We start from the raw sequence: 20,436 nt of genomic DNA on the forward strand, positions 1-20,436 counted from the left end.
CCTTTCACTAGGTGAAGTATTGTTGTATACATATATTTGGAAGGAGCAGAAGTATGAAAAAGCATTTATATATAAATGGAGATTGGAAATCTGTAAACACGTATAAACCATTATACGCACCATATTCTGAAGAAACATTAGCGGAAATTGCACAAGGCACGGAAGAAGATGTAAAAGAGGCTGTTACCGCTGCAAAAAATGCAATGACAAAAATGAATACATTATCTGCATATGATCGTGCGACTATTTTAGAGAAAGTTGCACAAAAAATGGATGAAAGAAGAGAAGAATTTGCAGAGATTATTGCAAAAGAAGCTGCAAAACCAATACGTGCTGCAAGGGGAGAAGTAGATCGTACTGTTCAAACATACAAATTTGCAGCTGAAGAAGCGAAGCGTATATATGGTGAGACATTGCCATTAGACGCCGCACCTGGTGCAGATGGGCGTATTGCATATACAATCCGAAAGCCGATTGGGGTTATAGGGGCTATTACACCATTTAATTTCCCATTAAATTTAGTAGCGCATAAAGTTGGACCAGCAATCGCTGCCGGAAATACAGTTGTATTAAAGCCAGCTGATCAAACGCCATTATCATCTTATGCATTAGTTGAGTTATTTGAAGAGGCAGGATTGCCAAATGGAGCTTTAAATATCATTTCTGGCCCTGGCTCCACGGTTGGTGAGGCAATCGTCAAAAATGATTACGTTGCTTCTATTACTTTTACCGGAAGTCCAAAAGTTGGAATCGGAATAAAACAAAAGGCTGGGCTAAAACGAGTTACGTTAGAACTAGGCTCAAATGCTGCTGTTATCATTGATGAAGATGTAGAGTTAACAGATGAAATAATTGAACGTGTAAAATGGGGAGCATTTGTTAATAATGGGCAAGTTTGTATTTCAGTACAACGTGTTTTTGTACATGAAACGAAAATGCATGAATTTCTTTCGAAGCTAAAGAAAGCGATGGAATCAGTTGTTGTTGGTGATCCACTGCTTGAGGAAACGGATGTATCAGCTTTAATTTCAAAAAGAGATGTAGAGCGAATTGATATGTGGGTTCAAGAAGCAATTAAGGAAGGAGCAACTGTTTTATGCGGTGGTAAGAAGCGGGATGCAAGAATTTTTGAACCGACTGTATTAACAAATGTTCCAGATCATGTATCTGTGCAGTGCCAAGAAGTATTCGGTCCACTCATGACAGTAAATACATTTAAAGAATTTGATGAAGCGATTGGGCAAGTAAATAATTCGCGTTACGGCTTACAGGCAGGAGTATTTACAAATAATTTATTTAAAGCAATGCGTGCAATTGATGAGCTAGAGGTTGGTGGTGTCATGATTAATGATATTCCAACGTTCAGAGTAGATCATATGCCTTATGGTGGTGTGAAAGAAAGTGGCACGGGACGCGAAGGAATTAAATATGCAATAGAAGAAATGACAGAAATGAAATTAGTATGTATTAAAAAATAAAGTGGAAAAACTTAAAACTTGCACTAAAAAACGAGTAGGAAATGTTTACGATTCCATACTCGTTTTTTACGCTTCTAGTAACTATTTAATTAAGTGTAACTTTTACTTCATTTCTTGTTTGAAAATAGTATCTTCTACATAAATTTGTTCTTTATCTATAGCAGTAGCATGAGTTAATACTAAACCGATTGGTGTTTTTGTATCTTTATTTTGAACAATTGTAAAAGGAACATTTTTTTCGTTTGCTAATTTAATGTATTTTGATAAATGTGGGTAAGCAATGCCACCATTTAGGAGGAGTTGTAATGATTGAGAAGAGCGCATGCTACCCGCCACTTCAGAGTATACATTACTTTGCATTACTTGACCGATTGTTAAAGCGATTTCCACACGCTCACGTAATGTAGTTAAATACATATTACGTTCTTCTGGTTTGTTTTGCTTTTGGCCGTAAATGCCTTCTTGGAGATAATCTTCCACATTTTTATTTACCATATTTTTCACACCTTTCATTTTCTATTGTACGCAAGAATTAAAAATGATGCAAAAAAAAGTCGTTTTGACTACGGAAATAATGAAAATATGTGAAGGAAAAAGGGGATTTGTATACAATTAGTTAAATAAGAAAGAAAAAATAATTTTATCAACAGAAATTAACAAAATGTGACAAAAATCTATTAACGAATCGTATTTTTTGTGTTAATATTCAAAATATAAAGGGTATTCGTCGTATGGAAATGGAGGGAATGGAGGTTTTTCCAATCGATAAGGATATTAAAGAAATATTTTGTTCACACTTGAAAAACAATAGGCACCAATTCGTAGAGAACTGGAAAAACAAAATGATAATTTCCGAAAAAGATCCATTTAAACTAGAAGTAGTTCAAAATGGAGAGGATTTACTAGAGTTAATTATCGAACTTACTATGGAAGATAAAGATATAAATTATCTTCAACCGTTATGTGAGAAAATTGCTATTGAACGTGCTGGAGCAGATGCGAATATTGGAGATTTTGTTTATAACGCAAACGTGGGAAGAAATGAACTTTTCGAAGCGATGTGTGAATTAGATGTTAGCGCTCGTGAATTGAAACCAATTATGGCAAAAATACATACTTGTTTTGACAAATTAATTTATTATACCGTTTTAAAATACTCGGAAATTATATCGAAGAATTTAGAGGAAAAACAGCAATATATTAACGAAACACATAAAGAAAGGCTGACGATTTTAGGGCAAATGTCAGCTAGTTTTGTACATGAATTTCGTAATCCGCTTACTTCCATTATGGGGTTTGTTAAATTATTAAAGGCGGATCATCCGAGTTTATCGTATTTAGATATTATTTCGCATGAATTAGATCAATTAAATTTTCGTATTTCGCAATTTTTACTCGTATCGAAAAAAGAAATGTGGAATGAATCGGAACGGTTTTGGCTTAATGACTTGTTTCAAGACATTATACAATTCTTATATCCGAGTTTGGTCAATGCGAATGTTTTGATTGAAAAGAATTTACCGTATCCAATTCCGCTTGTTGGTTATCGGAGTGAAGTGAGGCAAGTATTTTTAAACATATTAATGAATTCAATTGATGCTCTTGAATCAATGAAAGAAGAACGAAAAATTATCATTGATGTATTTGAAGAAGATCAAGCTATTCGAATTGTGATAAAAAATAATGGACCAATGATTCCAGCTGAAAATGTAGAAACGATTTTTGAACCATTTGTAACTACTAAAAAGTTAGGAACTGGTATTGGATTATTTGTATGTAAACAAATTGTGGAAAAACATAATGGATCCATTATGTGTCGATCAGATAACGATTGGACAGAATTTCAAATTGCATTTCAAAAATAAACAGTCTACACCAAATGAATGGTGTAGACTGTTTTAATTTGTGAGTATAACGGCTTCTAATTTAGGATCTTTAGTTGAATAACCTACTATTGAAATTGTATAAATAACATTTGGTTCAACATTGAATTTCGGTATAGTCAATAAAACGTTTTTATTATCTGCGAGTGAAATTTCAATATCTGCTGTACCAGGGCTAACTTGCAAAAAATCTGTTATTTGTTTAAAGAGCACATTTTCAAATAAATGATCCCCATCTTTTAAATCTACGTTTACAACAGGGGTATCTGGAGAGAAATGTGCAAACCGTATTTTGGCTTGACCAGCTGGTAAATGTGTATTATCAAGTATAGGCTGTAATTGTAGGTGATTATCACTATTTATTGCAGCGAGAGTATAAGTATGATTTCCCATTATTGGTACCAACGCTGAAAAGATTGGAGTTTCATTTCCGACAGGAACAATATCTATACGGTATTTACCTTGCACTAATGATAAATAAGGGCTGAATTGCTTAAATGAAATATTTTTAATAACCGTTTGTCCGTTTACTAAAATGTCAACCGCTGGTATATTTGGATCGGCATGAAAAATTCTTATATGTGACGGTAAAGCAGCTTCTTGTGAGTCTCTTGTTTCATAAGCCTGTACAAGTTTTGATAGTGCATCGTAATATTTCATATATAATTCTATATATTTTTTAGGATTACGAAACTGATAGTAACGTGCGAGTTGTTCGTATTGTGTAACTTCTTGTCCATATTTTTCGATTTCAGATTGAGACATGAACATTCCTCCTTTGTCATCATTAAAACTATATGCGAAGCAAGAAAGCGGTTATGCAAAAAAAATGATTTTATAAAGGGAAAATTAAAAATTGACAACAAATATGTTTTCATAAAGAGGTGCTGGTGCTTACGAGAATTTCGCAGAGTAAAGCAGTACATATGACTGTACGAAAGTAAAATAAATGCCAAATTGAAAGTGCATTTCAATTAACATATTGAATACATGTCCAAAAATCGCTAGAAAACTAGGGATTTTTTTAATTATAGGCAAATACACATACAAAGTGATAATTGTCCTACATAAATTATAAAGGAAAGATACTTTGAATCTGAGGAAAGGAGTGCCACTTCGGGATAGGGATATCCCGATAGTAATTGTGAATGAAGTTATGAAAAGGTTTTGTGTTATAGGCTGTAGGATGAATTTGTAAACTTCATTTTTCTATTTATTTTAGCAATTGACAGTATTAACCCATAAGAGAGCGTCATGACGAACTGATTAGTGTGGTTAATCGGTTCTTTTTTTATAGTTTAAAACTGAAAAGTTTACATAATGAATAGGAATCTGAATTGATTAGTAAGGTGGGTGTCGAAATTTGTTTTAAAATATGCAATTTAAAGTAGGATAATAGGAAGGAGTTTAACGGGAGTTCCGTCGAAGTGTACAGAATGTCGGCATTTAAGGACAGCTGGCATTATGCTATAAAAACATTTGGTGATGTAGTCATTTCATATAAAAAGGAGGGTTATTTGGGCGTATAGAAAAGGGTTGGTCTTCGTTTTTTAGTTCTGAATTTTCTGTTTTATAAAAATTTTTAAGCACTCATTTGTATATTTTATAATAGTTTTTTGATAAATTCACTGCTTTTGCAGAGGATTCTTTTTTATGAAAGAAACGTCAATTTTCTTCATATATATATACAAATTGGAGAAATGGGGGAGCGCTATGCGCGATTACTTAATTAAGCCACTTGTTGGTCAGCCGTATCCAATGATTTCACATGGAAAAGGTGTTTATTTGTATGATCAAAATGGCAATAAATATTTTGATGGTTCGTCAGGAGCAATTACGGCAGGTATTGGGCATGGCGTAAAGGAGATTGCAGACGTTATTAAAAAGCAAGCTGAGGAGATTGCTTTCGTTTATAGATCACAGTTTACGAGTGAACCAGCTGAAAAATTAGCGAAGAAGTTAAGTGATTTAAGTGTAGGAGATTTGAACTGGAGTTTTTTTGTAAATAGTGGTACGGAAGCGAATGAAACAGCTATGAAAATTGCAATTCAGCATTTTCAAGAGCGAGGTATTCAAGGGAAACATAAAATTTTATCAAGATGGATGAGTTATCACGGTATTACGATGGGTGCTTTATCGATGTCTGGGCATCCACTACGTAGACAACGTTTCGTATCTATTTTGGAAGATTATCCGACTATACCAGCTCCATATTGTTTCAGATGTCCTGTTCAAAAGGTATATCCAACTTGTCAGCTGGCATGTGCGACTGAACTAGAAAGATCAATTGAAAGAATTGGTGCAGAGCATATTGCTGCTTTTATTGCTGAGCCGATTATCGGAGCAGCTGGAGGCGCGGTTGTTCCGCCGAAAGACTATTATAAAGTCATTAAAGAGATTTGCGACCATTACGATATTTTATTTATTGCGGATGAAGTAATGACTGGGCTTGGTCGTACTGGAGCATGGTTTGCGATGGAGCATTGGGGCGTAGAGCCGGATATTATGACACTTGGTAAAGGGTTAGGAGCGGGATATACACCGATGGCAGCGACAGTTGTAAGTGATCGTGTTATGGAACCAATATTACGTGGATCACGTTCAGTAATGAGCGGTCATACGTTAAGTGCAAATCCATTGTCTGCAGCAACGGCTTTAGCTGTTATTGAATATATGGAGAAATATAATCTTCCTGAAAAAACAGCAGAAAAGGGAGAGTATTTAATAAAAGGCTTACAGAAAGTTCAGCAACAATCGACAATCATTGCTGATGTGCGCGGAAAAGGGTTGCTAATCGGAGTAGAATTGCAACCGTTTACAAAAGCGTCAGAGCTTATTTCAGTTGCAGCTAAAAATGGTCTGCTTTTATACCAAGCAGTTTCAGGGCAAGCAGGAAAAGAAGATAGTGCACTGCTTGTAGCACCGCCAATGACAACTACATATTCCGAGTTAGATGAATTACTTTCAATTTTCTCTAAAAGTGTGGAAGAGATGATGCAAAAAGGAGGGCATAGTATCGCATGACAACTATTACAAATACATTCGGTAAATTAAAAGAAATTGAGGAAGTAATTTCTTTGTTCCATGATGATATGACATTGATGTTTGGGGGATTTGGAGGGATTGGATCCCCTCCATCTTTAATACAGGCAATTTTAGAAAAAGGCGTCACAAATTTAAATTTAATTGGAAATGACACTGGATTTCCTGATGTAGGTATCGGTCGTCTTGTTACAAATGAAAGAGTTAAATCAATAATTACTTCTCACATTGGCTCCAATCCAAATGCAGGAAGGCAACTAAACGAGGGAAGATTACAAATTGAGTTTTCTCCGCAGGGAACATTAGCAGAGCGTATTCGCGCTGGTGGCGTTGGTCTTGGTGGTGTTTTAGTTGATGTTGGTGTTGATACGATTGTGGAAGAGGGAAAACGAACAGTTGAAATGAATGGTAAGACCTACTTAGTTGAAACAGCATTAACTGCTGAAGTTTCAATTGTATATGCGAAAAAGGCAGATCCGTTTGGTAATCTTGTATTTGACAAAAGTGCACGAAATATGAATCCCCATGTAGCTATGGCTGGGGATATAACAATTGTAGAAGCAGAAGAAATAGTCCCGCTTGGAAGTTTAGATCCAGAGGAAATTGTCGTTCCAGGTGTTTTCGTAAATTATATTGTACCGTCGGAAGGAGTGAACTGGAAATGGGTATGGGCGTAGAAGTGAGGGATAAGATTGCTAGGCGTGCGGCGAAAGAAATACAAAATGGTATGATTGTAAATTTAGGTATTGGCATACCATCGCTTGTACCAAATCATTTGCCTGACGACATAAATGTTATGTTTCATGCGGAAAATGGAATCGTCGGCATGGGACCAACGCCAAGTAAAGGGAATGAAGATGAAAATTTGTGTAATGCAGCAGGTTTACCAACTTCTCTTATAACAGGAGCGAGTTATTTCGATAGCTGCACAGCGTTTGGGATGATTCGAAAAGGTTTGCTAGACATAACGATTCTTGGTTCATTACAAGTAAGTGAAAATGGTGATTTAGCAAACTGGATTGTACCTGGAAAACGTGTTCCAGGTATTGGTGGAGCAATGGATTTAGCACAAAAAGCGAAGCGGGTCGTTGTTGTAATGAATCATGTTGATAAGTACGGAAATGCAAAAATTGTTTCAGAGTGTACATTGCCATTAACTTCAAAGAAATGTGTAGATTTAATTATTACTGATATGGCAGTCATGGAGGTAACTCCGAGTGGACTTATATTACAAGAATTAATGAGCCCATACACAGTAGAAGATATAAAACGACATACAGAAGCTGATTTTCAAATTAGTTCTAACTTACTAGTAATTGAATGAAGGGAGATGTAATATATGGAGCAATTAAAAAAGCAAGTTTGTGATTATATTGAGAGCCATGAAGAGGAAAGTGTGAAATTTTTAAAACGATTAATTCAAGAAAAGAGCGTATCTGGTGATGAAAGCGGTGCGCAGGCAATTGTGATTGAAAAATTACGTGAATTAGGTTTAGAGCTCGATATATGGGAGCCTTCTTTTTCTAAAATGAAAGATCATCCTTATTTTGTATCACCCCGTACAAGTTTTTCAGATAGCCCAAATATTGTAGCAACTTTAAAAGGAAGTGGCGACGGGAAATCTATGATATTGAATGGGCATATTGATGTAGTTCCAGAAGGGGATGTGAATCAGTGGGAACATCATCCTTATAGCGGTGAGAAAATCGGAAATCGTATATATGGCCGTGGAACGACGGATATGAAGGGCGGAAATGTCGCACTTATGCTTGCGATGGAAGCGATTATTGAATCTAACATTGAATTAAAAGGAGACATCTATTTTCAAAGTGTAATAGAAGAGGAAAGTGGCGGAGCAGGGACATTGGCAACTATATTACGAGGATATAAGGCAGATGGTGTCATTATTCCGGAGCCTACTAATATGAAGTTTTTCCCGAAACAACAAGGTTCCATGTGGTTTCGTCTACGTGTAAAAGGGAAAGCTGCACACGGTGGAACGCGCTATGAAGGGGTTAGTGCAATTGAAAAAAGTATGTTTGTTATAGAACATGTAAGAAAGCTAGAGGAGAAAAGAAATAGTCGAATTACAGATCCGTTATTTAAAGAAATTCCGATTCCAATTCCAATTAACATTGGGAAAATTGAAGGAGGGAGTTGGCCAAGTTCTGTTCCCGATGAATTAATTTTAGAAGGAAGATGCGGTGTTGCGCCGAATGAGACTATAGAGGCGGCAAAAGAAGAGTTTGAGAATTGGATTGCTGAATTAAATGATGTGGACAATTGGTTTGTTGAAAATCCAGTAGAAGTAGAATGGTTTGGAGCGAGATGGGTTCCTGGTGAACTAGAAGAGAATCATGAACTCATTACGACACTTCATCACAACTTTGTTGAAATCGAAGGGAACGAACCAATTATTGAAGCATCTCCGTGGGGGACTGATGGAGGTTTATTTACACAAATTGCAAACGTACCAACAATAGTATTTGGTCCAGGAGAGACGAAAGTAGCACACTATCCAAACGAATATATAGAAGTTGATAAAATGATAGCTGCCGCAAAAATTATTGCATGTACATTACTAGATTGGTGTGAGGTGAAAAAATGAAATACTATGAATCTTTTAGAGAACAGACGAATTGTTATACAGTAGAAGGTGTTTTAGATTATTTTAATAAGCGTATTCGGGTAGATCACTATACAGGAAATGTTGAAAGTATTATACAGACAATTGACGAACTAGCAGAGAAACATTCTTTCACTAAATGTATTATTAAAGGAAAGGGAGAGCATGTTTCAACATGGCTCTCTTTCGGTTTTTTGTTGGAAGCAACGATACCTCATTATTTTCAAGGACACGATGCATACTTTTTTGTGAAATATAATAATGATGAAAGACGAAATAGTATGCATTGGATTGAGGAAGATACTATATTAAGCGGTGTAAAAGGAAAAGAAATAAAAGAAAAAGTAGTTCCAGAGAAATTTTTGCTGAGAAAAGCGACTGAAGAAGATGCAGAAGAATTAGCAACTGTATTCGGAAAAGTATTTGAAGTGTATCCGACACCTTTAAATGAAGCGAGTTATGTATTACAGACGATGAAAGAAGACGATACAATTTACTACGTGTATGAATTTGAGGGGAAAATTATTAGTACAGCATCTGCAGAAATGAACATAAAGGAAGGGAATGCAGAATTAACGAATTGTGCTACTTTACCTGAATACCGTAAACATGGATTTATGAAAAGTTTACTAATTAAATTAGAGGAAGAACTTCAAGAAAGATCTATTTTCTGCTCCTATACAATTGCTCGATCGCTTTCTTTCGGAATGAATGCTGCCTTTCATCAATTAGGCTATACGTATACAGGAAGACTGGCGAATAATTGCTACATTTTCGATAAGTTGGAAGATATGAATATATGGGTGAAAGATCTATCTAGCTATTCGAAAGCAGTAAAACTTCCGCCTCAAAATTTGGCTGTAAAGCAAAACAGTTAGGTGGAGCTGGGTGTTTGAAAAAGCCGTACTAATTAGAGTTTCGAGTTATCTAATGAAAATATAAAATTGATTAAAATTATAGAACGGAATCGTCATGCTTACAATCGCACATAGGTGTGCCGAAAATTCGGCATGTAATTGCTGGATTTTCGGCAAGAGGGGGGATGACATTGCTAGCAGTTTCGACACAAGAAGTCATTGAAGCGATTTTGGGCAGTATTGATGAGGCTATACACGCTGTAGATGAAAATGGAATTACAATATTTTATAATTCTGTAGCTGCAAAACACGATGGATCGAAGATTGAAAAAGTGTTAGGGAAACATCTGTTAGAAGCGTTCCCGTCTTTATCAAGGGAAACGAGTACATTGATGAAAGTACTAGATACAAAAAAACCTATCGTACATCAGGTACAACATTATCAAAATTTAAATGGTGAAGATGTTTGTACAGTAAATACGACGTTACCTATTTTTATAGATGGGAATATTGCTGGGGCTGTTGAAATTGCAAAGGATTACTCTACAATTCAAAAGCTTACTGACACAATTGTTGACTTACAGTCGAAAATAAAGCGATCATCTAGAAAAAAAGTGATTAAAAAGCACGCTGCATTTGAGACGATAGTGACAAATGATACGCGGTTTAAACAGACGAAAGAGTTAGCACAAAAAGTAGCACCAACAGACGCGAATGTTTTAATATATGGTGAAACAGGAACGGGAAAAGAACTGTTCGTACAAGCAATTCATGAAGCTTCTAAAAGAAAAAACAAGCCATTTATTGCACAAAACTGTGCAGCTTTACCAGAGTCGCTATTAGAAAGTTTATTGTTTGGAACGACAAAAGGAAGCTATACGGGAGCGATTGAAAGAGCTGGGCTATTTGAACTTGTTGATGGTGGTACATTATTTTTAGATGAACTGAATTCAATGCCTCTTGATTTGCAGGCAAAAATGTTACGAGTGTTAGAAGATGGAGTCATTAGAAGAATTGGTGATAATAAGACGAGAAAAGTAGATGTTCGTGTTATTACCGCGATGAACCAGCCTCCAGAAATATGTTTACGAGAGAATAAAATTCGCACTGATTTATATTATCGCTTAAACGTATTTTCATTATATATCCCACCGCTTCGTGAAAGAACTGAGGATGTACTATTATTAGCATCTTATTTTTTGAAAGAATATAATAAAAGTTATAAAAAAGGTGTACTTCAAATTGATGAGGAAGCGAAAGATAGACTGCAAGCTTATCAGTGGCCTGGAAATGTACGGGAGTTAAAACATACGATTGAACATGCTGTTATTATTGCAGAAGGGAATACATTAACAGCCAATTGTTTACCACGTACATTTCGGAAAGAGAAGTTTTCGAAGAAGAAGGGTATAATGCCACTTAGAGAAGCACTTCATCAAACAGAAAAAGAATTAATAGATCAAGCGTTGATTGAAACGGAAGGGAATATATTACAAGCCGCAAAAATGTTGGGTATCCCTCGTCAAACGCTTCAATATAAACTGAGCAAGTACGACAAAACCGCCGAATAATCGGCGGTTTTTGTGTGTTTGCACCAATAAAAGAGCGTTTACATATATAAAAAGTAATGAATATGATGTTAAGTATTGATTTCATACAACGCTTAAAAATATTTTTTCGCTTATGTAATAGGGTTCTCCGCACATTTACTTATCAACAATGTAAAGTTGGCATAACTATTGCTTATATAAAGAATGAGCGTATAAAAAGGGGGAATAGCAATGTTACATGATGTATACAAACCAAATCGTCACTGGAAGGATATCGAATTATGGAAAGATGTTACTGAAGAGCAATGGAATGATTGGGTTTGGCAATTAACGAATACGATCAAAACGTTAGATGACTTAAGAAAAGTGATTAACTTAACACCTGAAGAAGAAGAGGGCGTTAAAATTTCAACGAAAACGATCCCGTTAAACATTACACCGTACTATGCTTGGCTAATGAATCCTGATGATCCACGCTGTCCGATTCGGATGCAATCAGTACCGATTTCGGAAGAGTTATATAAAACAAAATATGATTTAGAAGACCCACTTCACGAAGACGAAGATTCACCAGTTCCAGGGCTAACACATCGTTATCCGGACCGTGTACTATTCTTAGTAACAAATCAATGTTCTATGTATTGTCGTTACTGTACACGTCGTCGTTTTAGTGGACAAATTGGAATGGGTGTACCGAAGAAACAATTAGATGATGCAATTGCTTATATTCGTGAAACGCCACAAGTACGAGATGTATTAATCTCCGGTGGTGACGGACTTCTAATTAACGATAAAATTTTAGAATATGTATTAAAAAATTTACGAGAGATTCCGCATGTTGAGATTATTCGTATCGGAACGAGAGCACCAGTAGTATTCCCACAACGTATTACAGAAAACTTATGTAACATTATTAAAAAATACCATCCAGTATGGTTAAATACACATTTCAATACATCTATTGAAATTACTGAAGAATCGAAAAAGGCATGTGAAATGTTAGCGAATGCTGGTGTTCCAGTCGGAAACCAAGCAGTAATTTTAGCTGGTATTAACGACAGCGTTCCAATTATGAAAAAACTTATGCATGACTTAGTAAAAATCCGTGTACGTCCATACTACATTTATCAATGTGACTTATCTGAAGGTATCGGTCACTTCCGTGCACCAGTATCTAAAGGTCTTGAAATTATTGAAGGTTTACGTGGACACACATCTGGTTATGCTGTTCCGACATTCGTTGTTGATGCGCCAGGTGGAGGCGGTAAAATTGCACTTCAGCCAAACTATTTAATCTCACAAAGTGCAGATAAAGTTGTACTTCGTAACTTTGAAGGTGTTATTACGACGTATCCAGAGCCAGAGAGCTATATTCCAGGAAGAGCGGAAGGATACTTTAAAGAGATTTATCCGAACTACGAAGAAAAACGTTCAGATGTTGGTATCGCAGGTCTTATGAGCGATAAGAAATTTAACCTCGTTCCAGACGACTTACAGCGTATGAACCGTCGTAAAGACTACGAAGATAATGATACTCATGCATCTTTAAAAGATAAACGTGATAAGCGCGATCAATTAAAAGATAAAAAATATCAAGCACAAATGGCTAAGTTAGAAGAAAACGACAAAAAAACTGAGGGTGATGCAGTATGAATTGTATGTGGTGTGACAGTACAGAAGCGAAAGAAAGCTTGAATACTGTATATTGGGAATTACCAGATGGTACGAAAGCCATTGAAATCCAAGAGACACCATGTATTTCTTGTTCCTCGTGCGGGATGGACTATCAATCAGACCATACAGTAAAAGAAATTGAAGATCAATTATTCTTAATTTACACGAAAGATTTACCAAAACAACTAACATATGAAGAATTAATGGGAAGACCGCGTCTATTAAAAAGAAATTATTTCGACTTTTAACCAGCTTTTATGCTGGTTTTTTTCTTTTTTGCCTTGTATAATGTACCCAAGTTAGAAAGGTAGGGAATATTTTTGAAAAAGACATTTTACCATTATATGATGAAGCATCGTGCAGCTTTATTTAGAAATGAAATTTCAGATTTAGCAGAGGCGATGTATGATGATTTAAGTTTTCCGAAGCAATCTGAAGACTATGATGAAATTAGTTCATACTTAGAGTTGAGCGGAATGCTAGAAAGTATGTCTATATTTGATGAAGCCTGGGATTTATACATACAAGATAGATAAAAACTATTTGAAAACATACAGAATACATTACTTTATTTAAAGTGAAGTATTCTGTATGTTTTTTATTATGAAATTTGTTGATTTGAAGCTAGTCTAGTTACTAGCTTTTTTTGAGTGCAATGTAAATTTTATAAGATTATATTTTTTATTGAAAAAATTTATGAATATAAGCTTCTGTGATAAGCGTTTTTATGTAGGTTGCATATACTGATATCAAAATCACGACGTCAAAAAAAGGAGAGATAGAGATGGCAAGAAAAAAACAACCTAAATACAACGTAGGGGACATAGTCGTGATTACGCTATATGGAACCGTTGGGAAAATCACAAATATGAAGGTTTTAGATGGAGTTTATGTATACGAAGTCAATAATCACGATGGATTTTACGTAGAGCAAACATTGCAGCACGTTACAGAGCAAGATATGAAAAAGGGCGATACGGAGTGGATTGAATTAAATTATAATTTCACGTTTGGTGATCTTGTGCAAGTAACTGGATATGATAAAGATGTTTTCCGTATTGTTGGTTTTCGTACAGAAGTATGGAGATATAAGAATGACGCATGGGAAGATACAATTTATGAATTGTCACGGATTACGGATGGTGAATGGTTAGAAGCGGATGAATCAGATTTAACGTTACTCGCCAATGCTCAAACGGCAAATGCAATTTTGAAGAAAATGAAACAAGATAAAGCAGGTATGAATAAATTAGATTTAGGAAAGTTAAAGTCAATTAACAACTCGAAAAAAGTGAGTGTTAAGACGAATCGTCAAGAAATCATTGATGGATTACTTGATATTTATAACGATTATCAATTATTGTTCGATACATTTAAAGATGAAGAATATAAAATTGTAATGGATGTTGTTCATAATTATTTAGTTAAATTGACAGAGAAAAAATAGTTAACTAGAAAGAGAGAATAAATTGAACAACAACATATGCAGTATAAGGTATGCCTACAACTATTAAAAAAATAAAAAGCCACTTTATAAGAGAGTCTGCCCATTGATCTTCATGCATGAACTCTTCTTTTGTTTGTCCTACTTCATATTGATTTTCCATTATTATTTCCCCCTTTGAATAGCTTGTACTACAATCGTATGCATCTCGTCCAAAGCTTATGACCTATAAAAAAATAAAATCTATTTTTCTAATCTCATATACATAATTTTGAGATTTTTTCATAAAACAGAAATAAAGGAGTGATGCTCATGAAGGAAATTGAAGTCGTGATTGATACGGAAGAGATTGCGGAGTTTTTTTATGAGCAACTAATTGAAAGAGGGTACGTCCCAAAACGAGAAGAAATTGAAGATCTCGCAGATATTACATTTGAGTATTTATTAGAGAAATGTATGATTGATGAAGTTTTTGATGAAGAGGATGAATGAAAGTAACGACGGGCATAACTCGTCGTTTTTTACTCTTTACAAACCTGTCACAAATATAGTCAATAATTATTGGTATAATGAAAAGGAAATTTTACTCAAGAGGTGAAGGAATGTTCAAAAAAATTATTGATTCTTTATTAGGAAAGAAAAAATATCGTTCGTATTCAAGTAGTGATTATCGTCGTAGAGGGCGCTCGTATTCAAGTAGCGACTATAAACGACGTTCATCTGGTTATGGACATCAACATTATAAAAGAAAACATAAAAGCCGTAGCTTCTTTTCAAGTAGCTGATGAAATGGTGTCGTGTACTAGCATTATTTGATAGACCACTGCGAAAAAATACAATTGTTGCAGAACGTTATAAAATTGAATCAGTAATTGGAATGGGCAGTTATGGGGTTACATACGTCGTTAATGATTTACAAACAAATAGATATAAAGTCTTAAAACAATTAAGACAAAGTAAACAAAGATATGAGTCTGGTAGAAAATCATTTGAACAAGAGAAAATGATTTTACAAACATTAAATCATTATGCAATTCCTAGTCTATATGATCATTTCATATGGGAGAAAAAGAGCTTCTTTGTGATGGAGTACATGCCTGGTGAAAATTTTGAAGATTATATTTTCATAGATGGGTATGTATATACAGAACGTGAAGTTTTTAAGATTTTATATGAAATATTAGAAATTGTATCGGTGTTTCATAGTGAAGGCATTATTCATCGAGATTTACGCATTCCAAACATACTAATGAAAGAAAATCAAATTAGTATTATTGATTTTGGATTGGCTAAATGGAAAGGTGAGGATGATGAGCGAGCTACAACTTACGAAGGTGAACAAGCTTTGATGCGAGAAGTTCACTTTCGTAGCGACTTTTATGCGCTCGGTCATTTCTCATTATTTTTATTATATGCAGGATATGAATCTAATGAAAAACAGGAAAAACCATGGTACGAAGAATTAACTTTGGAACATTATAATCGCGAAATTCTTATGCGAATGTTACAAATAAAAACGCCGTACTATGAGAATGTACAAGATTTAAAACAAGATGTAGCTTCTGCTTTAGAAAGGATGGAGACTCCATGTTTCAAAAGTTTTTAGCAAGCGTTGGTATTGGAAGTGCAAAGGTAGATACTGTTCTTGAAAAAGATGAGTATATTGTTGGGGAAGAAATAGTTGGAAAGGTTCATATAACTGGAGGTTCAGTTAGCCAACAAATTGAAAGCATTTACTTAACATTATCGACGTCGTATGTACGAGAAGTGGATGATAAAAAAGTAACAGCAACATATGATTTAGAGCGAGTACGCTTAACAGAACCTTTTTCTGTAGAACCGAATGAAAAAGTTGAAATTCCATTTTCTTTTCCAATGCCAATTGAAGCACCACTTACACTTGGTATGAAAACGGTTTGGATTCATACAGGTCTTGATATTAAACGTAGTATAGACCCAAGTGACCGCGACTACGTTCAAGTGTTACCCAATGCATTATTAAGTAGTGTTTTAGATAGTATAAATGAATTAGGGTTTAAAGCACGTCATATAGAATGTGAAGAATTACCGCACCGATTACGTAAGCAAGTTCCATTCGCACAAGAATTTGAGTTTATTCCGGTTTCTGGAGAGCACTATGGGAAATTAGATGAATTAGAATTATTAATCTTGCCACGTGCATACGACCGACTAGAAATTATTATGGAAGTAGATAGAAAATCCCGTGGTTTAGCTGGATTATTCGCTGAGGCGCTTGATCTTGATGAGAAGGTGATTCGTTTTACCGTAACAAGAGAAGATATCCCTGAGATGAAGCGGAAAATTAATAATTATATTTTTTAATAAACTATGCATAAAAAAGAAATGGAGAGGAAAACTAAAACAACCGCTCCATTTTTTTGCATAGTGAGGTTATGTATGTGAAACGATATCGACATTTATACTTGCTAAGTTTTACGTTACTCATTTGTTTTGTCGTATTATCACTTTCGTATCATACCGCTTGTATTGAGAACTTTGACAATATAGTCGCACATTTTATTCAAAGCTTTCGAAACGATTATTTGACGACCTATTTTACTTGGGTGTCTTTTATCGGTTCCAAAAGAATATATTTTCCATTACTCATTATTCTTGTAATGTATTTTCTCGTTAGAAAAAAGTTACTTAGTGCGTTACTTCTAACAATTAATTACTACGGATCTCGTTATTTAAACAGTATGCTTAAACTATGGTACGAACGAGCAAGACCTGATGTCACGCAGCTTGTTACTGCAACTGGATATAGTTTTCCGAGCGGTCATACGATGAATGCTACTGCTTTTTTAGGATTTATTGCATACGTCACAATTACTGAAGAACGTATTTCGTTGCATAAAAAATTGTTAATTATTCTTATAGCAAGCTTTGTTGTATTATCTATTTCAGTTAGCCGAATATATCTTGGCGTGCACTATCCATCTGACATATTAGCAGGATGGGCAGCTGGCGGTAGCTGGCTCGTTTTATGTGTTATATTCCATAAAACGTTCATAAAAAAAGAACCTATGTCATAATAGGTTCTTTTTTCATTGGCTCAACATGAATGTGTGCATGGTAAATTCCAAATTTTTTGCGCAGCATAGCTTCGATGTTGTCGGTAATACAGTGACTTTCTCCAACATCCATGCGAGCATCTACTTCAATTGTAATATCAACGTACGTTTGATTCCCATACATACGTGCTCGAATATCTACAATGTTTTCCACACCGCCAATATGCTCAATAGCATCAGCGTATTCTTCCATTTTATCAGGATCAATTCCATCTGTTAGCATATGAGAAGATTCTACGAAAATCTCCCATGCAGTTTTACAAATAATAAGACCGACAATTAAAGCGGCAATAGGGTCTAAAATAGGCATTTGGAACTGAGAACCGACAATACCTACTACGGTACCAATACTTACGAGTGCATCTGATAAATTATCCTTTGCAGCGGCTTCTAATGATTTACTTTTTGTTCGTGCTGCAATTTTTTTCGTATACAAATACACGCAGTACATAACGACAGCAGAAAATAAAGCAACCCATGCAGCGAGTACATTAGGCGCTGCTTGTTTCGGATTTAAGAAAGATTGAATGGCACTAATAACAACTTCTAATCCGACTGTTGCCATAATGAAGGACGCAACAAGTGATGCGATTTGTTCGGCACGCGAATGCCCATACGGATGATCTGGGTCACGAGGTTTACGAGATATTTTTAGACCAATTAATATCGCTAAAGAAGCACCGATATCCGTTAAGTTATTTAAACCGTCAGCGCGTAATGCGCTAGAGAGGGTAATATAACTGATGATGATTTTCATAGAGGATAAAAATATGTAGGCCATAATGCTGACAATAGCACCTTTATCAGCTTCTTTATGAGAAAGAGTATCCATTTTAATCACTCACCTTTCTTTAAAGGAATTTCTTTCTATAAATAGAGTATCAAACGAAAGTCGTGTGGGTCTATACAAACATTGTTGACGTTTTATAGCTTTTTAAGAAGGGGATAACAAAGTTTCGTAAAGGAAAAATATGTTGAAAAGTACAAAGTCAAGGTGTGAACCTAATTGGAGTTTATTTACTAAAGAGATAGGAGGGTAGATGGATGAGGAAACGAATACTTTTCTTACTACGTATTATTCTTATCATGACAAGGTGTAATTCATTAAACGATGAAAAACTTCAAAAGATAATTGTGAAAATAGATGAAAACCCTCTGAAAAATATTTTCCAGAGGGCTTTCATTTTAGTATGCTTCTAAAAACTCAGTAACTTGCTCTTCTGTTTTTGCATTAGCACTATGTAAGTGGCCTAGCTTCTCACCGTTTTGGTATACAAGTAAACTTGGAATACCCATTACTTGATACTCTTCAGCGATACTTGGAAACTCATCTTTATTGATAGAGTACCATTCAAATTTATTGAACTCTTCCATTACATCTCCGATAAAGTTGTCCATACGTACGCAATCTGGGCACCATGTAGTAAAGAACTTAACAACTACAGGCTCCTCGCTTGCGATGATGTCTTTGAATTCTTGTTCTGTTTTAATTTCTTTCATAAGTAAAACTCCTTTCAATATCACACGAATTTATATGCAAAATTCGTATTTGCAAACATGTTGCAAACTTATTATTTGTTTTTTAGTTTTGTAGTTCGTTCACACTTATAAAATTATATGTAACATGACTGCGCTACTAAGTGTGAAAATAATGGAACCTCACTTTTCTTTATAAGCTTTTTCCAGGATTGTGTCAAACTTTTGAATTTTATACAGAAATTAAAGAAGCCCACACTTTGATTGAGTATGGGCAGAGTGACTAAAATTAATCGCTTATTAATTTCGAATAGATATTTAAATCGATAAGCTTTCCAGCTGATTTTTCGCTCTTTCTCAGAATCCCTTCTAGATTAATTAACTTTTATTATACAAGAAAATTACTACATTGAACAAAGGCGTTAATTGGAGGTAACGAAATGACAAACTCATCAATTGAATATTGCGTTCAGTGTGATTAAGAAAGTGGTGTATAAAGATGGGAAGAGATGAGAGTTACTTCCAAACTAAAAAAAGAGTAGATAATTTAAAAACATTTTACATTCATTTAACCATCTACATACTAGTCAATCTGATGCTTTTTTTACTTTTTAAGTAGTGAATTAGCTATTTTTTATTTTAATTACAAAAATTGAATAAGGTTAGAAATTATATGGTTGTAATGGGAATTGAGGGATATGAATAAAAAAATTTTATCCCGCTATTTGTCGGGCAGTAATACCCCCACCTCAAAATTCAGCGGAAGCAAAGAAGTTAGGTGGGGTCGGGCTGCCAGTAAAAGCCCGATTGGTGAGAGCTGATTAAAGTTTCACTTTATTAGGGATTTGCCTTAAACATTTATTACAGTCAAGAATATTTATAATAATATGAACTAAAAAAGGTCCAATTTTTGTAATGTTGGAGGGGATTATTGTGGACATAACTCAAAGTGTATCAAGAATAGTGGTTAATGGGAAAGACCTTTCTTTCACTTCAGTTCAAACCTCTGCATGGAATCATGGACCTGTAAATGATTTAATCGTTACGACGAATCAGAGAGTGAATGACCTTTATCAATTCATGTGGTCGCAAGTACCGGTTACGATTTCGGTATATTTCCTTCAAGGAGCGGATTTACTGAGGTTCGTTAGGGTTGCGGGAATTAATGAGCGTGTAACAGGAGAATATGTATATCATTTCATTTGGTGATAAGAAGGAGTCAAAGTAGTCTAGCAGCTACTTTTTTATTTTGTCATTTGAATATAAGCGAGCGGACTAGCTTTATAGTACCCACTGAAATAAAGAATCATA

Annotated in this window: 23 protein-coding genes and 1 pseudogene; 19 read left to right on the plus strand and 5 right to left on the minus strand. The window is 35.0% G+C overall.

Translation table 11 applies throughout. From position 1 onward, the window contains the following. The first annotated feature begins 53 nt into the window (after positions 1-53). A complete protein-coding gene (locus GBN91_RS19490; protein WP_000716460.1) occupies positions 54-1,478 on the plus strand; it encodes an aldehyde dehydrogenase family protein in 1,425 nt (474 codons plus the stop codon). A 102-nt stretch (positions 1,479-1,580) separates the two neighbouring features. Here the strand turns inward: GBN91_RS19490 and GBN91_RS19495 are convergent, their stop codons facing one another. Next, complete coding sequence (locus GBN91_RS19495) at positions 1,581-1,973, minus strand: YueI family protein (RefSeq protein WP_000247558.1); 393 nt, start codon at positions 1,971-1,973, stop codon at positions 1,581-1,583. Between the two features lie 236 nt (positions 1,974-2,209). Between GBN91_RS19495 and GBN91_RS19500 the strand changes: the two genes are divergently transcribed. Then, complete coding sequence (locus GBN91_RS19500) at positions 2,210-3,343, plus strand: BA2291 family sporulation histidine kinase (RefSeq protein ID WP_000425086.1); 1,134 nt, start codon at positions 2,210-2,212, stop codon at positions 3,341-3,343. Positions 3,344-3,376: 33 nt separating this feature from the next. Here GBN91_RS19500 and GBN91_RS19505 read toward each other — a convergent pair whose 3' ends face one another. Further along, positions 3,377-4,126, minus strand: coding sequence for a DUF4397 domain-containing protein (locus GBN91_RS19505; RefSeq protein WP_016122443.1), 750 nt, complete (start codon positions 4,124-4,126; stop codon positions 3,377-3,379). A gap of 948 nt (positions 4,127-5,074) precedes the next feature. Here GBN91_RS19505 and GBN91_RS19510 point away from each other — a divergent pair. The 10 genes from GBN91_RS19510 to GBN91_RS19555 all read left to right on the plus strand — a co-directional run bounded on the left by GBN91_RS19510 (position 5,075) and on the right by GBN91_RS19555 (position 14,557). Continuing rightward, positions 5,075-6,385 carry an aspartate aminotransferase family protein gene (locus GBN91_RS19510; protein WP_042866874.1) on the plus strand — a complete coding sequence of 437 codons (1,311 nt, stop codon included), beginning with the start codon at positions 5,075-5,077 and terminating at the stop codon, positions 6,383-6,385. After that, positions 6,382-7,080, plus strand: a complete 699-nt coding sequence (gene atoD / locus GBN91_RS19515; protein WP_000208102.1) for an acetate CoA-transferase subunit alpha — start codon at positions 6,382-6,384, stop codon at positions 7,078-7,080. Before GBN91_RS19510 ends, atoD begins: the two co-directional genes overlap by 4 nt. Continuing rightward, positions 7,065-7,727, plus strand: a complete 663-nt coding sequence (locus GBN91_RS19520) for a CoA transferase subunit B (RefSeq protein ID WP_000525277.1) — start codon at positions 7,065-7,067, stop codon at positions 7,725-7,727. Before atoD ends, GBN91_RS19520 begins: the two co-directional genes overlap by 16 nt. A gap of 15 nt (positions 7,728-7,742) precedes the next feature. Next, positions 7,743-9,011, plus strand: a complete 1,269-nt coding sequence (locus GBN91_RS19525) for a peptidase (RefSeq protein ID WP_000436698.1) — start codon at positions 7,743-7,745, stop codon at positions 9,009-9,011. Next, positions 9,008-9,907 carry a putative beta-lysine N-acetyltransferase gene (gene ablB / locus GBN91_RS19530; protein ID WP_000878594.1) on the plus strand — a complete coding sequence of 300 codons (900 nt, stop codon included), beginning with the start codon at positions 9,008-9,010 and terminating at the stop codon, positions 9,905-9,907. Before GBN91_RS19525 ends, ablB begins: the two co-directional genes overlap by 4 nt. A gap of 164 nt (positions 9,908-10,071) precedes the next feature. Beyond that, complete coding sequence (rocR, locus tag GBN91_RS19535) at positions 10,072-11,457, plus strand: arginine utilization transcriptional regulator RocR (protein WP_011110073.1); 1,386 nt, start codon at positions 10,072-10,074, stop codon at positions 11,455-11,457. A gap of 210 nt (positions 11,458-11,667) precedes the next feature. After that, positions 11,668-13,089: a lysine 2,3-aminomutase gene (gene kamA / locus GBN91_RS19540; protein ID WP_000902142.1), complete on the plus strand. Its 1,422-nt coding sequence runs from the start codon at positions 11,668-11,670 to the stop codon at positions 13,087-13,089. Next, on the plus strand, positions 13,086-13,358 hold the full coding sequence (locus GBN91_RS19545) for a YokU family protein (protein WP_000995763.1): 273 nt from the start codon (positions 13,086-13,088) through the stop codon (positions 13,356-13,358). The genes kamA and GBN91_RS19545 overlap by 4 nt, the downstream gene beginning before the upstream one ends. Before the next feature lie 72 nt (positions 13,359-13,430). Then, on the plus strand, positions 13,431-13,646 hold the full coding sequence (locus GBN91_RS19550; protein ID WP_000750717.1) for a YozE family protein: 216 nt from the start codon (positions 13,431-13,433) through the stop codon (positions 13,644-13,646). 248 nt (positions 13,647-13,894) lie between these two features. Continuing rightward, positions 13,895-14,557, plus strand: a complete 663-nt coding sequence (locus GBN91_RS19555) for a hypothetical protein (RefSeq protein ID WP_000101499.1) — start codon at positions 13,895-13,897, stop codon at positions 14,555-14,557. A gap of 4 nt (positions 14,558-14,561) precedes the next feature. On the opposite strand, the gene GBN91_RS19560 is transcribed toward GBN91_RS19555, so the two are convergent. Then, positions 14,562-14,717 carry a DUF3930 family protein gene (locus GBN91_RS19560; RefSeq protein WP_000431486.1) on the minus strand — a complete coding sequence of 52 codons (156 nt, stop codon included), beginning with the start codon at positions 14,715-14,717 and terminating at the stop codon, positions 14,562-14,564. Positions 14,718-14,866: 149 nt separating this feature from the next. Between GBN91_RS19560 and GBN91_RS19565 the strand changes: the two genes are divergently transcribed. The 5 genes from GBN91_RS19565 (at position 14,867) to GBN91_RS19585 (ending at position 17,610) form a co-directional block, all read left to right on the plus strand. Continuing rightward, positions 14,867-15,046, plus strand: coding sequence for a YozD family protein (locus GBN91_RS19565; RefSeq protein ID WP_000658451.1), 180 nt, complete (start codon positions 14,867-14,869; stop codon positions 15,044-15,046). Positions 15,047-15,156: 110 nt separating this feature from the next. Continuing rightward, positions 15,157-15,339, plus strand: coding sequence for a hypothetical protein (locus GBN91_RS19570; protein ID WP_016122446.1), 183 nt, complete (start codon positions 15,157-15,159; stop codon positions 15,337-15,339). Next, positions 15,339-16,160 (plus strand): serine/threonine protein kinase, encoded by an 822-nt coding sequence (locus tag GBN91_RS19575; RefSeq protein ID WP_006927693.1) that lies wholly within the window; start codon positions 15,339-15,341, stop codon positions 16,158-16,160. Before GBN91_RS19570 ends, GBN91_RS19575 begins: the two co-directional genes overlap by 1 nt. Continuing rightward, the gene (locus tag GBN91_RS19580; RefSeq protein WP_016122447.1) at positions 16,142-16,897 is read left to right on the plus strand and encodes a sporulation protein; all 756 of its coding nucleotides are present in this window, start codon (positions 16,142-16,144) and stop codon (positions 16,895-16,897) included. Before GBN91_RS19575 ends, GBN91_RS19580 begins: the two co-directional genes overlap by 19 nt. Positions 16,898-16,974: 77 nt before the next feature. Further along, positions 16,975-17,610, plus strand: a complete 636-nt coding sequence (locus GBN91_RS19585; RefSeq protein ID WP_000833370.1) for a phosphatase PAP2 family protein — start codon at positions 16,975-16,977, stop codon at positions 17,608-17,610. Here GBN91_RS19585 and GBN91_RS19590 read toward each other — a convergent pair. Beyond that, positions 17,600-18,481 carry a cation diffusion facilitator family transporter gene (locus tag GBN91_RS19590; RefSeq protein WP_000380385.1) on the minus strand — a complete coding sequence of 294 codons (882 nt, stop codon included), beginning with the start codon at positions 18,479-18,481 and terminating at the stop codon, positions 17,600-17,602. The genes GBN91_RS19585 and GBN91_RS19590 overlap by 11 nt on opposite strands. A gap of 353 nt (positions 18,482-18,834) precedes the next feature. Continuing rightward, positions 18,835-19,149: a thioredoxin family protein gene (locus GBN91_RS19595; RefSeq protein ID WP_000658787.1), complete on the minus strand. Its 315-nt coding sequence runs from the start codon at positions 19,147-19,149 to the stop codon at positions 18,835-18,837. Between the two features lie 475 nt (positions 19,150-19,624). On the opposite strand from GBN91_RS19595, the pseudogene GBN91_RS19605 reads away from it, so the two are divergent. Together GBN91_RS19605 and GBN91_RS19610 are read left to right on the plus strand one after the other, a co-directional pair. Then, positions 19,625-19,735, plus strand: a pseudogene (locus tag GBN91_RS19605) (2TM domain-containing protein); the annotation flags it as partial. Between the two features lie 323 nt (positions 19,736-20,058). Beyond that, positions 20,059-20,334 (plus strand): hypothetical protein, encoded by a 276-nt coding sequence (locus GBN91_RS19610; protein WP_016122448.1) that lies wholly within the window; start codon positions 20,059-20,061, stop codon positions 20,332-20,334. Positions 20,335-20,436: the final 102 nt, after the last annotated feature.

It is taken from the genome of Bacillus sp. B1-WWTP-T-0.5-Post-4 (genome assembly GCF_009183795.1).
Taxonomy (GTDB): Bacteria; Bacillota; Bacilli; order Bacillales; family Bacillaceae_G; genus Bacillus_A; species Bacillus_A cereus.

What these genes read in the sequence shown, in the direction of transcription:
- GBN91_RS19490 (WP_000716460.1), top strand. Translation starts at nt 54, where the DNA reads ATGAAAAAGCATTTATATATAAATGGAGATTGGAAATCTGTAAACACG.
- GBN91_RS19495 (WP_000247558.1), bottom strand. Translation starts at nt 1,973, where the DNA reads ATGGTAAATAAAAATGTGGAAGATTATCTCCAAGAAGGCATTTACGGC.
- GBN91_RS19500 (WP_000425086.1), top strand. Translation starts at nt 2,210, where the DNA reads ATGGAAATGGAGGGAATGGAGGTTTTTCCAATCGATAAGGATATTAAA.
- GBN91_RS19505 (WP_016122443.1), bottom strand. Translation starts at nt 4,126, where the DNA reads ATGTCTCAATCTGAAATCGAAAAATATGGACAAGAAGTTACACAATAC.
- GBN91_RS19510 (WP_042866874.1), top strand. Translation starts at nt 5,075, where the DNA reads ATGCGCGATTACTTAATTAAGCCACTTGTTGGTCAGCCGTATCCAATG.
- atoD (WP_000208102.1), top strand. Translation starts at nt 6,382, where the DNA reads ATGACAACTATTACAAATACATTCGGTAAATTAAAAGAAATTGAGGAA.
- GBN91_RS19520 (WP_000525277.1), top strand. Translation starts at nt 7,065, where the DNA reads ATGGGTATGGGCGTAGAAGTGAGGGATAAGATTGCTAGGCGTGCGGCG.
- GBN91_RS19525 (WP_000436698.1), top strand. Translation starts at nt 7,743, where the DNA reads ATGGAGCAATTAAAAAAGCAAGTTTGTGATTATATTGAGAGCCATGAA.
- ablB (WP_000878594.1), top strand. Translation starts at nt 9,008, where the DNA reads ATGAAATACTATGAATCTTTTAGAGAACAGACGAATTGTTATACAGTA.
- rocR (WP_011110073.1), top strand. Translation starts at nt 10,072, where the DNA reads ATGACATTGCTAGCAGTTTCGACACAAGAAGTCATTGAAGCGATTTTG.
- kamA (WP_000902142.1), top strand. Translation starts at nt 11,668, where the DNA reads ATGTTACATGATGTATACAAACCAAATCGTCACTGGAAGGATATCGAA.
- GBN91_RS19545 (WP_000995763.1), top strand. Translation starts at nt 13,086, where the DNA reads ATGAATTGTATGTGGTGTGACAGTACAGAAGCGAAAGAAAGCTTGAAT.
- GBN91_RS19555 (WP_000101499.1), top strand. Translation starts at nt 13,895, where the DNA reads ATGGCAAGAAAAAAACAACCTAAATACAACGTAGGGGACATAGTCGTG.
- GBN91_RS19560 (WP_000431486.1), bottom strand. Translation starts at nt 14,717, where the DNA reads ATGGAAAATCAATATGAAGTAGGACAAACAAAAGAAGAGTTCATGCAT.
- GBN91_RS19565 (WP_000658451.1), top strand. Translation starts at nt 14,867, where the DNA reads ATGAAGGAAATTGAAGTCGTGATTGATACGGAAGAGATTGCGGAGTTT.
- GBN91_RS19570 (WP_016122446.1), top strand. Translation starts at nt 15,157, where the DNA reads ATGTTCAAAAAAATTATTGATTCTTTATTAGGAAAGAAAAAATATCGT.
- GBN91_RS19575 (WP_006927693.1), top strand. Translation starts at nt 15,339, where the DNA reads ATGAAATGGTGTCGTGTACTAGCATTATTTGATAGACCACTGCGAAAA.
- GBN91_RS19580 (WP_016122447.1), top strand. Translation starts at nt 16,142, where the DNA reads ATGTTTCAAAAGTTTTTAGCAAGCGTTGGTATTGGAAGTGCAAAGGTA.
- GBN91_RS19590 (WP_000380385.1), bottom strand. Translation starts at nt 18,481, where the DNA reads ATGGATACTCTTTCTCATAAAGAAGCTGATAAAGGTGCTATTGTCAGC.
- GBN91_RS19595 (WP_000658787.1), bottom strand. Translation starts at nt 19,149, where the DNA reads ATGAAAGAAATTAAAACAGAACAAGAATTCAAAGACATCATCGCAAGC.